The 12,334-nt window shown below is 46.1% G+C and carries 10 protein-coding genes and 3 pseudogenes; 7 read left to right on the top strand and 6 right to left on the bottom strand.

The window, feature by feature from the left end; genetic code table 11:
• The 6 genes and pseudogenes from P8O70_22150 to P8O70_22125 all read right to left on the bottom strand — a co-directional run.
• Positions 1–242 (bottom strand): L-rhamnose mutarotase (locus tag P8O70_22150; GenBank protein MDG2199541.1); only part of this gene is annotated, 242 nt, incomplete at its 3' end.
• 8 nt (positions 243–250) lie between these two features.
• Complete coding sequence (locus tag P8O70_22145) at positions 251–1,351, bottom strand: mandelate racemase/muconate lactonizing enzyme family protein (protein MDG2199540.1); 1,101 nt, start codon at positions 1,349–1,351, stop codon at positions 251–253.
• 28 nt (positions 1,352–1,379) lie between these two features.
• Positions 1,380–2,225, bottom strand: a pseudogene (locus P8O70_22140) (carbohydrate ABC transporter permease).
• Positions 2,222–3,118, bottom strand: a pseudogene (locus P8O70_22135) (sugar ABC transporter permease). The pseudogenes P8O70_22140 and P8O70_22135 overlap by 4 nt, the downstream one beginning before the upstream one ends.
• On the bottom strand, positions 3,115–3,966 hold the full coding sequence (locus P8O70_22130) for an IclR family transcriptional regulator (GenBank protein MDG2199539.1): 852 nt from the start codon (positions 3,964–3,966) through the stop codon (positions 3,115–3,117). The pseudogene P8O70_22135 and the gene P8O70_22130 overlap by 4 nt, the downstream one beginning before the upstream one ends.
• A gap of 16 nt (positions 3,967–3,982) precedes the next feature.
• Positions 3,983–5,277, bottom strand: a pseudogene (locus P8O70_22125) (extracellular solute-binding protein).
• Between the two features lie 338 nt (positions 5,278–5,615).
• On the opposite strand from P8O70_22125, the gene P8O70_22120 reads away from it, so the two are divergent.
• The 7 genes from P8O70_22120 to P8O70_22090 form a co-directional block, all read left to right on the top strand.
• Positions 5,616–6,473, top strand: coding sequence for a phytanoyl-CoA dioxygenase family protein (locus tag P8O70_22120; GenBank protein ID MDG2199538.1), 858 nt, complete (start codon positions 5,616–5,618; stop codon positions 6,471–6,473).
• 111 nt (positions 6,474–6,584) lie between these two features.
• Positions 6,585–7,574, top strand: coding sequence for a C4-dicarboxylate TRAP transporter substrate-binding protein (locus tag P8O70_22115; protein MDG2199537.1), 990 nt, complete (start codon positions 6,585–6,587; stop codon positions 7,572–7,574).
• Positions 7,575–7,632: 58 nt separating this feature from the next.
• Positions 7,633–8,097: a TRAP transporter small permease gene (locus P8O70_22110; protein ID MDG2199536.1), complete on the top strand. Its 465-nt coding sequence runs from the start codon at positions 7,633–7,635 to the stop codon at positions 8,095–8,097.
• Positions 8,094–9,377, top strand: coding sequence for a TRAP transporter large permease (locus P8O70_22105; protein MDG2199535.1), 1,284 nt, complete (start codon positions 8,094–8,096; stop codon positions 9,375–9,377). The genes P8O70_22110 and P8O70_22105 overlap by 4 nt, the downstream gene beginning before the upstream one ends.
• Before the next feature lie 40 nt (positions 9,378–9,417).
• Positions 9,418–10,470: a Gfo/Idh/MocA family oxidoreductase gene (locus P8O70_22100; GenBank protein MDG2199534.1), complete on the top strand. Its 1,053-nt coding sequence runs from the start codon at positions 9,418–9,420 to the stop codon at positions 10,468–10,470.
• Positions 10,471–10,606: 136 nt separating this feature from the next.
• Complete coding sequence (locus tag P8O70_22095) at positions 10,607–11,719, top strand: enolase C-terminal domain-like protein (GenBank protein MDG2199533.1); 1,113 nt, start codon at positions 10,607–10,609, stop codon at positions 11,717–11,719.
• A gap of 1 nt (position 11,720) precedes the next feature.
• Positions 11,721–12,334 (top strand): sulfatase-like hydrolase/transferase (locus P8O70_22090; GenBank protein MDG2199532.1); only part of this gene is annotated, 614 nt, incomplete at its 3' end.

Raw genomic sequence — 12,334 nt, 5'->3', positions numbered from 1 at the left:
GCCCACCACTTCTTGGTGATCGGAGCATCGGCCATCTTCTGCATGTCGGCTGCAAAGTCATCTCCGTGATACTCCCAATAACCAAAGAGTCGCTGCTCTCCCTCATGTAGCCAGATACTGTAGTTGCGGATGTTGCTCTCTTCGATTCCCTTTAGAATCTCCGGCCAGCAGTTGGCGTGAAGTTCCTTGTACTCAGCAATCTTTTCAGGCTTGATCCCGATCACCATTCCCATGCGTTGCATAGCTCTCCTCAGATTTGAAAATTCAACTTTGAAAGTTCTTTCACCTTATCAAGGTCCCACTCAATCCCGATTCCCGGGGTGTTTGGTGCCTGGGCCATCCCATCGATGATCCGCAGGCGACTGCTGGTTAGATCATCCAGTTGGGGGATGTATTCGAGCCAACGTGAGTTGGGGATAGCACAACAAAGACTCACATGCAGTTCCATCAGAAAGTGTGGACAGACTGGCAGATGAAAGGTCTCTGCAGTATGAGCCGTCTTGAGCCAGGGGGTGATCCCCCCAATGCGGGCGACATCCACCTGGACAATGTTGCAGGCCCCTCGTTGCATGTATTCACGAAAGTGAGCGGGGTGATACATCGATTCACCCACGGCAATGGGAATCGATGTGGAACGATTCAACTCGATGTGTCCCCCAAGATCCTCTGCAGGTAAAGGCTCTTCGAACCAGGCGATGTCAATCGGCTCAAAATGTCGGGCCCGGCGAATGGCTTCGTCCTGAGTGAAGGCCTGATTGGCATCGGTCATGATCTCAAAGGTGGGTCCCACCGCTTGACGTACCGCTTGCAGTCGTTCGACATCCTCTGCGACATGAGCAGAGCCGACTTTGATTTTACAGCCCCCAAAGCCTTCAGCTTTACGAGCGAGAGCGTCTTGCACAAGATCAGCAGTCGGGATGTGGAGCCACCCTCCCTCAGTGCTATAGACCGGAATTTCAGGTTTGGCTCCTCCAGCAAGTTTCCACAGAGGCAGTCCAGCCCGTTTGCAGCGTAGATCCCAAAGAGCAGTGTCAATGGCAGAGAGTGCGAGGCTGGTGATAGCACCAACAGCGGTAGCGTGTGTATGAAAGTGGAGATCTTTCCAGATGCTCTCGATGTCCTCGGCATCTCTTCCAATCAGTTGGGGCAGCAGATGATCTTTGAGCAGGTAGAAGACAGAAGTGCCTCCTGTACCGATGGTGTAGGTGTAACCGATGCCTGTTTGTCCATCTTCATCGATGATGGAGACAATCGGGGTCTCTTGGGTGACAAAGGACTGGATTGCATCCGTACGCTTGACCTTCGGATCAAGGTTGACCAATTGAAGCTGAATCTGTTGAATTTTCGCCATTAGTCTCCCTAAAATTTGAGCACGATATTCATCCTTTTACTCCCCCGAAAGTCAGGCCTGAGATAAATTGTTTCTGGACCAAAAACGTCAACAAAACAGCAGGGATGATAATAATAACTGCCATCGAGCACATTCCCGCCCAATCGATGGTAAACTGTGCAGTGAAATCCATCAGACCTACAGTGAGAGTTTTTGAATCTGTGCTCCTAGTCAGTTGCGTGGCCAGGGCAAATTCATTCCAGGAAACCAGAAAGGCAAAGATGGCAGCAGAGGCCAATCCAGATTTGGCAAGTGGAAACTCGATCAACCAGAAGGCCTGCCAGCGGCTGCAACCATCCATGACTCCGGCTTCAAACAATTCATAGGGTACCTGTCTGAAATACCCATCTGTCAGCCAGACAATGAAGGGAATATTCATCGCCACATAAATTACGATCAATCCTAGAGAAGTGTCGATCAGTCCAATCCAAGACCAGAGCATAAAGATTGGTAGACTTAGAGAGATTCCAGGAATCGCCCGTGACAACATCAAACGAACAAAGATGGAACCCTTGCCTCAGAAACGATAGCGGGCAAATGCATATCCACCCATCATCCCTACGAAGAGTGCGATGACGGTACTGGTTACAGAGATTACTAGGGAGTTGCAGAAATAACTCCAGACTGGGATTGTTGCCATTTCCCCGTATCCGAACATGTTGATGAAGTTGATTAGGGTCAGTTCTTCTGGAATCCAGACTGTGGGCTTTGCCAGGATCTCTCGGTTGGGACGAAATGCATTCAAAACCACCCAGAGTCCGGGGATACTGAAAATGAGCATAACGACTCCTAGACCAAGAGCATTGAGTCGTTCGCCTAATTTTTTCGAATTCATAATTGATCCCCTACTTGCTGCCGTGCCTGCTGTAGCTTTCGGTAGAAAAAAATTGTGAAAAAAATTGAAAGTAGAACAGATAAATAGGACATCGCGTTGGCTTCTCCCATTCTGGCGTTTTCGTAGCCAGTTCGGGCAACAATGGTCCAGAGCAACTCCGTTCTTCCAGCTGGACCACCATTGGCCATGATCTTGACAATATCAAAAGCTCTTGCCACTTCGAGAGATCGAATCGTCAAGGCGATGTAGATAAATGGTGTTAGAAACGGAAGCGTTACGTGGAAAAATACCTGTATGGGGTTACAACTATCTACCTTGGCCGCTTCTAGGGGATCTTTAGGTATCGACATCAAGCCAGCCAGTAACAAGATGGCGAAGACTGAAGTTGAATTTCATATTTCTGCGATCATGATGGAAAACATCGCTAGCCATTCATCAACTAACCATGGGATCACTTGATTGTAGCCAAAGGCCTGCAAAGCATTGTTCAGCAGGCCAATGTTATCATTGAAGATGAATTTAAACTGAAAGCCTACTAACACAGGGGCGAACATCATTGGGAACATCATGATGGCCCTAAGGATGTGTTGTCCACGGATGACCCGGAGGATCATCAGGGCGATTCACAAGCCAAGGAGCATTTCGAGGTTCAGAACGATCGTCAAAAAAAGAACGGTTCTTCCAAAAGCCTCCCAAAAATCTGTATGTTCGAGGAGATTTTCGTAATTGAAGAGCCCCACAAATCTATACAGGGTGTTGGGCCTCGTTAGCTTGTAGGGTGTCAATGAGGTGTAGAGAGAAAACAGCAGCGGAACAAGGACAACCCCAAGGATAAAAACAAAGGATGGCATCAGCAGGAGGTAGGGTGTCCATCGGCTCTGTCCATAGCTCATGAGATTTCCAGATATTCCGTGCCACCGATACTCTTGCTCAGTTCTCCTGCAACCTTCACTAGCTGTGCTCTAGCTTTTTTCCTTTCACTTATGGTGGAATTCAATTTTGCCAGGAAGGGGATCGTCAGGGCAGCTACTGCTCTACCGTTGGGATCAAGAACAGGTGCTGATAAATTGTAGACTCCCTTGACCATGTAGGATTCTACCTCTTCAAAACCCATTCGTCTGATGTTTTTAAGTTTCAGAGCCAGCTGGTCTCGATCGACATGCTGAGCGTCGAGGCATTGGTCAATCATTGTGTTACGGGTATCGTCCGTCTGGTAGGCCAAAAGAATCATCCCAGAAGATGCAGAGAAGACATTGACCTCTGCTCCTAATTTGACGTTGTAGGAGTGATTGAAAGGTGCATCCATCTGAGCAATGATCAGGATCTTGCCGTTGTGGAAGATACCTAGATGACAAGATTGATCGGTCGCCTGAGACAATTGCATCATCATAGGATGAGCCTTTTTGACCAGCATTTGAGCGGGTTGGTACCGATTGGCTATCGAAAAAAGTTTGAGAGAGAGGGAATAGCGCTCTGTCTCTGGATCACAAAGGATATAACCGCGTTTTTCCAAAACACTAACCATCCTGAAGATCTCATTCAAGGAGCGCCCTAGCCCTTTGGCTATGTCAACCTTGCTCAGCCCTTCTGGAAAGTCGGCAAGAAATTCAAGGATATCCAACCCCTTTTCCAGTGCAGGGGCGGTGTACTTTCCTAGAGAAGTGTTTCGTTTGCTGGTATTGATAAAATTTTGACTGCGGATCATCAGGTGGTGAGAGGTAGGGGCCCGTCTGCCAAACACCAGGCCCTGTTTAGTATCAAAGGTATCCAGCCTCAATCATAATTTTTCTGGCCTCCTTAGCGGCTGAATCAAGAGCCTCCTTGGCAGAACTCTCCCCAATGACAGCTGCTTGCAGCTTGGGCCAGAGCGCATTAGAGATCTCTATCCACTCGGGAATCAGCGGGGGGGGGTAAAAGCATCCTCAGCCATGGACATCGAATAGGTCTCAAAGACATTTACTAAAAAGGCGTTCCCATTTGCTTCGAACTCCTTTACTGCATCACTCCAAACCTGTGTCCTTGTTGGCAGTAGCCCTCAACGGGCTTCGACCATTTGCCTGTCATGGTCGGTCAGGAAGGTCAAAAAGCTTGCCGCAGCTGCTGGATTGTCGCAATTTTTGGTGATTGAGAAGGAATGGGAACCTGACCAGCCTGTTCGTTTGCCCGAACTGCCCTTGGGTGCTCTGACGAGGCCTATGTTATTGGCTACCTTGGAATTTGCTGGATCATTGAAGAAGGAAGCCCAACCCGCCCAATCGAGATTCATCGCCACTGTACCTGAGGCAAAACCTAATCCTGTGTCATCCCAAAGATAATTTGGGACTCCCTTGGGAACCGCATTGGCTTTGTAAAGATCAACAAACCACTGAAGGGCTCTCACCCCGGCTTGTGAGTTGAAGGCCGGGTCCATCTTGTCATTCAGAAATTGTCCACCTTCGGCCACAAGCATTTCATAAAAACGCCCTGTGATTGCCTCGTCCTTTCCTACAAACTGAGTTCCATAGAAATTAGGAGGATCGGCAAAGAAAATCGCATGATCCTTGACCTCTTTCCAAGTGTCTGGGGGACTTAGGTCGTAGCCGAACTTTGTTTTGAAATTCTTCTGATTCCCAGTGTCCTCATAAAGATTTCGCATGTAATACAGATTGGAAACATCTGAATGTTGGGGTAACTGGACCAAATTCCCATCAACTGTGGAATGGGAAAGGGTCAATTGTACAAAACCGTCGAGCGTCTGCTTGGAGAGGACATCCCGCAGATTGACATAGATGTCCCCATATTGAGGTGCAAAGCTGGTGTGATTGGAGGCCAGACAATAGTCTATCGTGCTGGCGGCAATGTCCTGCTTGATTTCCCGATCTAATTCAAAGTGGTTTTTTCGGGAAAGGATATCAACTTTAGCTCCCGTGGCTTGCTCCCACTTTGGAATCTCAGGGTAAAGCGGTTCATACTGTGCTCCACCGATCAACTTTACCCGAAGTTGATAGCCTGTAAATTTGCCCCAGTCTTGAGCAAGCACACTGGTCCCAGTCAGCATCAAGGCAGCGGTCATCAGACCAGCTAATTTTCTTCTGAATTTGATACGGCTCCAAATTTTTGTTCGCCAAAATAAAGCCTATGATAAGACACGCAAATACTTTCATTGGTGAAATTAAATTTCAAGAATTTTTGAATAATCATTTTTGAATGTTGTTATTGGTTTCTTATCAGAATCCGAAAGAAATTTGAATTTGAAGGAAATTTTGGAAATAAAAACTTATGAATTCGCGATTGAGTCTCTTTGGGATGTTGAATAAGATTTTATCTGTAAAAATAGAATTAATATTTGCAAAAAAAATATTTGATCATTAATCTGCGAAAAATTTCTATCCAGTTACTCTTGAGGAGCCTATGTTTGCTGTTGAAAACTATTCCAGTAATGGCTTTGCCTGCCCAATCACAGTCCTGAGTACCAAAGAGGCAGAGGGTTTTGCTGAACATTTTATGGAACTCAAGAAGAATCAACCTGAAATCGCTGACCAGGCGCTTGGGACAAACTGCCACCTGCTTTTCCCAAGCCTTTGTGAAATTGCCAGGCGTCCAGCAGTGCTCAACGCAGTGGAGCAGGCGCTTGGGCCAAACATTCTTCTTTGGTCTGCGGGTTTTTTTATCAAGTATCCCAATACAAAATCGTTTGTCTCATGGCATCAGGACAGTACCTATTGGGGCCTGGAGCCTCCAGACATTGTTACGGCATGGGTGGCATTCACACCTAGTAATCTTGAAAATGGTTGCATGCAGGTTGTACCAGGCAGCCATGTCAGAGGACAACTTGAACATGAGGACACTTTTGCTGATGACAACATGCTCAGCAGAGGGCAAGAGATCAAGGTGAATGTCGAGCATGAACAGATCGAGAGTATTGTCTTGGAACCTGGGGAAATGAGCTTACACCACGTTAGGATGTTTCATGGATCTCAAGCCAACTTTACCGACAATCCAAGAATAGGATTTGCGATGAGATTCATCCCTACCCACGTCAAGCAGAATGGTGGTCGGACTCATGCCCTTCTGGTTCGTGGTGATGATGAATACAATAATTTTGACATTCCTCGAATGCCCAAGCATGAACTTGGGGCCGCAGAGTGGGAAATGCATCAGCATTCCCTGGAACGGATCAACGAGGTGGTGCTCAAGGACGCAGCTCGGGCCAGCAAGGTAAAGGGGCACCAAATGATCAACACAGAAAACAAGGAGGAAGTTAGCTAGTCAGGCCCAAGCGTGTAAAGTTTTGTTTCTTATTTCCAGGCGACTCGTGCATCCTCACTGTGATGTTTTGCCTGGTGCCAGTGTTCCTGTAATTTCTGAAGGGAGTACCCAATGAGGACAACTATTCGAGTATGTTTTACACTGTTGATGAGCTTGGCTCTTTCTTTGAGCTTCCATTCGGCCTGGGCGCAGGAATTCACGATCAAGCTTGGACATGTGACCTCCACTGTGGAGCCTATCCATCAGTCCTTTGAATACTATGCGGAGCAGGTCAGTCAAAAGACCAATGGAAAGGTGAAAATTGAAGTCTATCCCAACGCGGCGCTGGGCTCCAACAAGGAAGTCTATGAGCAGGCCAGGCTGGGAGCAAACGTGATCGCCAATGTAGATCCTGGTTATCTATCAGACTATGTACCTGACATTGGGGTGATGAACGGACCCTATCTCGTTGTAGAACCTCAGGAGTTTAACAGTATTGTGGACTCTGATTGGTATCAACAGGTAGTGGAGAAGGTCTATGAGCAAGGTTTCAAGGTCCTGGCTCTCAACGGGTATTTTGGGCCTCGACACATTATCTCTGACAAGCCCATTCGAACTTTGAGTGACATCAAAGGTTTACAGATCAGAAACCCTCCGAATGTAATGTGGGTGGAGACCTTCAAGTCTCTTGGGGCCAGCCCGATCACACTCGCCTGGGCCGAGGTTTACAGCGGTCTAGCACAGGGTGTTGTCGACGCAGCAGAGGCCCCTCTCGGATCTCTCTGGGGTGCGAAGCTCTATGAGCACAAGAAGGTGATCTCCACAACTGGGCACTTTAAGGCTTTCGTGGGCATAGCCATAGGCCGCGCCTACTGGGATACTCTGCCAGGGGATGTTCAGGATGTGTTGCTGGCTGAAGGGAAAAATTGGGGGAACAAACTGACCGAGTTGACCTTGCAATCCCAGGCTTCCTTTAGAGAGAGATTCGAGGCAGAGGGTGTGACCTTTGTCGAGGATATTGATTACACTAGTTTCCAGCAGGCAACCGAATCAGTCTATTCGGCTTTTCCCAATTGGACTCCTGGATTGCACAAACAGATCAAGCAGATTCTAGCCAAGTGATTCATCCAGAGAGGTGGAGTAATCTACCTCTCAGTCATTCATTCTAAGTCAACAGAAAATGCTGATCTTGCGCAAGACTCTGTCGAATCTTGAAGAAATCCTTAGCTCTGCAGCCCTTGCACTCGTCATTGTCAGTGTTGTCTACGGAGTTTTTACCCGGTATTTTCTTGGCAATGCCGCTGCCTGGACCAATGAATTGGCAGCGATTGCCTTCACCTGGGCGGTTTTCTTAGGGACAGCTGCGGCCTTCAAACGCAAATTGCACATTGGAGTGGATTCCTTCGTCTCACTCTTGCCAACTACTCTTGCCCGGTGGATCAGCCTATTGATGAATCTTATTTTGTTGATCTTTCTGGCATATGGTTGCTACATCGGCTTTGACTTCTCCATCCAATCCTACAAACAACCCACCTCCATCCTGAGATTACCCAACACTTATTTCTATATTTCAGTTCCCATTTCTTTTGGGCTGATGTTCATCCATCAGTCACGCATCTTGATGCAAATGATCAGGACAGCATGACCTACTTGCCGTTGATTGCTCTGCTGGCTTTGTTTCTGCTCAATATGCCTGTGGCTTTTGCCATTGCGATCAGCACATTGAGTTATTTCCTCTTTGCTTCCGGCCTGCCAATCAATATTTACATTCAAAAACTTGTCTCCTCGACCCATTCTTTCCCACTCCTGGCAGTGCCCTTTTTCATCACTGCCGGCATCATCATGAACTATGGTGGAATCACCAAAAGATTGATGGCTCTGGCGGATGCTCTGACTGGTCACATGGTCGGTGGGCTCGCTCAAGTCAATGTTGTTCTGAGTACATTGATGGGAGGTCTCTCTGGATCAGCTAACGCTGATGCGGCAATGCAGAGCAAAATCCTTGTCCCTGAAATGATCAAACGAGGTTATGGCAAGGAGTTCTCCGCTGTGATCACAGCCTGCTCCTCGATTATTGCTCCTATCATTCCACCAGGTATCGGCCTGATCCTCTATGGTTTCCTGGCAGATCAGTCAGTAGGGCGCTTATTCTTGGCTGGGATTATTCCGGGTATCTTGCTCTGTACAGGCCTAATGGTCATTGTCCATCTGGTCTCGAAAACTCGTGGTTATCGATCTTCCAGGGATCGAAGGGCAACACTACCCGAACTAGGCAAGACCTTTCGTGATGCTATTTGGGCTCTGTTGATACCAATTGGAATCATTGGGGGGATTCGATTTGGGATCTTCACACCTACAGAGGCTGGTGCAGTATGCGTCCTTTACTCACTGATCATCGGTTTTTTTGCCTATCGTGAACTCAAGCTGAATGATCTGCCTGCGATCCTGCTCGAATCGGTACTGAGTACCAGTGTGATTATGATCATCATCTGCAGTGCGACAGCTTTGGGGTTCTACATGGCTTGGGAACGCATTCCAATGAATTTGACCAATGCTCTGGCAAGCTACCTCTCCGAGCCCACCTACTTGCTCTTGACTGTAAATCTGTTCCTACTGCTTGTGGGTATGTTTGTTGAGGGAAGTGCGTCCTTGATTTTGCTCACACCGCTGCTTGTACCGATCGCCTCAGCAGCAGGAGTGGACCTGGTTCATTTTGGGATCGTTGTAGTCCTGAATTTGACCATCGCGGGAGTAACCCCACCTTTGGGAACACTAATGTATACGACCTGCTCGATAGTTGACGTGCCAGTTCATCGTTTCAGTAGAGAATTGTTGCCTTTCATGGGGGTCTTACTCTTCGTTTTGTTGTTGATTACCTATTGGTCTTCGGTCGTACTATTTTTACCAAATTTGATCATGGGATAGCTTTCGAAAACCTAAAATTATAAAAACAGCAAGAGACTACATGCAGCTTAGCTATGAATGGCCACTTCCAATCCAGCCACGGCCCATCGCGATTATTGGGTCTGGAGGGATCGTCAATGACGCGCATCTACCAGCCTACCGCAAAGCAAATTTCAAGGTGCTTGGTGTCTTTGATATTGTCCCGGAGCAATCAGCGAAGGTGGCTGTAACCTGGAATCTCAAAGCGTTTGAATCTCTAAACAGTTTGATATCAGATGCGCAGGAAGAGAATGCAGTTTTTGATCTTGCGCTTCCTCCTTCTGCAGTCTCGAAGGTGTTGGAGAGATTGCCGGACCATGCAACCGTGCTGATTCAAAAACCGATGGGAAGCAACCTTGCGGAGGCCAGAGAGATCAAAGAGATCTGTGAACGCAAGAAACTGACTGCTGCGATCAATTTTCAACTCCGCTTCAGCCCGATGATGCTGTCTCTGCGAGACGCAATGTCAAAGAAGATGTTGCAGAAGATACTTGATCTGGAGGTGCACCTGAATCTTGAAACTCCTTGGGAACTCTTCCCATTTCTCAAGAAGATGGACAGGGTCGAAATTGCGGTTCATTCGATTCATTATCTAGATTTGATCCGATCTTTTTTGGGGACACCAAAGAGTGTCTGGGCCCAGACACTTGCTCATCCAAGTACCCCAGACTTTGCACAGACTCGCTCCTCTGCGATTCTCAATTATGGACCAGAGATCCGCTGTGTCCTTTCAATCAATCACAACTACAAGAAGGGACCTCGTCTGCAGTCTGCCCAGATCCGTTTTGATTGCCAGGAAGGAGCTGCTCTCATAAAACTCGGTTTACTACTTGATTATCCAAGAGGAGAGCCTGACGAGGTATGGATTTACCAAAGTGAAAAAGAGCAGTGGGAACCAATCGAATTTGAAGGAGGATGGTTCCCCGAGGCATTCATTGGAACGATGAGCAATCTCCAGCGCTTTGCTTCAGGAGAAGACAGCCAGCTTCATACTTCAGTTGAGGATGCCTTTGAAACCATGAGGCTAGTGGAGGCATGCTACGAATCAAGTAGATCAGGAGGAACAGAACTATGAGAAGATAGCTGTCATTTTTCTGGGTAAAATCAGAATCAAAAAAAGTTTTATAAAATGCAAAGGTTCATATCAAGAGATCATTAAACTTTCTTAAGTCATAATCATTAAATTAGGGTATTTGCAAAGGAACGAAAACATGAAAATTACCAATGTTAAAAGCTACTTAGTCGATGATGTTGTAAAACCATTCACTTGGCAAGTCGACCGGCCAGGCTCAGGAGATGGTAGAGACCCAAGAAAGAATTTCAGCTGTGTTATGGTTTTAGAAACTGATGAGGGAATATCAGGGTACACAAAAGGACCGAAAGGTCGGATAATGATGGATTTAGTAGAAAGAAGATTTGCTTCAGACTTGATAGGTATGAATCCATTAAATTCCGAAAAAATTTGGGAAAAATGTTGGGATACTGATCGATTGGAAGAATATCCACTTTACGCGATGGCGATGGTGGATATTGCAGTTTGGGATATCAAAGGGAAAAAAGCTGGGTTGCCAGTCTATAAACTTTTGGGTGGGTATCGTGATGAAATTCCAGCTTATGCATCAACAACAAGTTACGATACTCTTGAAGAATACAAAGATGTTGTCGAAGCATCTTTGTCTGCAGGATATCCAAGTATTAAGCTGCATCTTAGGTACAGAGATGTAAAAACAAATGCCAAATTATGTGAAAAAGTTCGTGAATGGGTTGGAGATGATTTTAGTTTAACACTAGATGCCTCAGGATTGTGGAATTATACGGATTCGTTATGGTTTGGGAGAGTTTTGGAGGAGTTAAAGTTTGAGTGGTATGAAGAACCAATGAGAGAATTTGAATTAGAAAGCTATAAAAAGTTATGTGATAAGTTAGATATACCAATTCTAGCTGCGGAGTGTAGTGATGGATCACATTGGAATGCTGCTGAATTTATCCGAAGAGATGCTTGTGATATAATGAGAACAAGTACTCATTATAAAGGTGGATTTACTGGTGGTATGAAAGTGGGTCATGTGGCAGAAGCATTTGGAATGAAAGCAGAAGTACATGGGGGTGGTCACAATAATCTTCATTTATGCCTCGCACTGCCAAACAATACATACTATGAAGATCTAGTGATAGATGTAGAAGACATAGAGAATAAAGGCAAAGGGCAATTAAAGTTTGAAAAGGGAATGTACAGTTTTAAGGACCAAGTAGCTGGTGTTGGAATAGAATATGATCAAAGAGAACTAGAAAAGATATCAATTCAAAAGTATGAGAAATTTTAAAATGGAAAAAAATAAGCCAAATCTATTATTCATAAAATCTGATCAGCATAATTTTCGCTATATAAGTCACCTCGGCAATGATGAGGTGGAAACGCCGAACCTAGATGAAATCGCTCAGCTTGGAGCAACTTTTACGAATGTATATTGCCAGTCACCGATCTGCGTTCCATCAAGAGTTGCCTTTCTGACAGGGTTAATGCCTTCTGAAACAGAAATTTGGACAAATGATCAGATCCTGAATTCAGCTGTTCCTACATACGCCCATGCGTTAGGAGCAGGAGGTTATAAACCTGTTCAAATCGGCAGAATGCATTTAAATGGATTAGATCAATATCATGGATTTTCTGAAAGATATGTAGGGGACCATACTCGAAATTTCCTAGGATCACCGAGGGATCCTGGTACTCATCAAGAGCACATGAAAGGAACTGCTGGACCGAACAGAGTAAGTTTGGTTCAATCAGGAACTGGTCAGTCAGCCTACGAAATACATGATAGGATAGTTACAGACAAAACAATTGAGTACATCAATAAATTCTGTTCTGGCACCAAAGGTGACTCAAAGTCCCTAGCGTTATCAGTCGGCTATATGCTCCCACACCAACCCTATGTATG

Source organism: SAR324 cluster bacterium (assembly GCA_029245725.1).
Taxonomy (GTDB): domain Bacteria; phylum SAR324; class SAR324; order SAR324; family NAC60-12; genus JCVI-SCAAA005.
The sequence above is the reverse complement of the archived record's forward strand: the minus strand, read 5'-3'. Positions and strand labels throughout refer to the sequence as shown.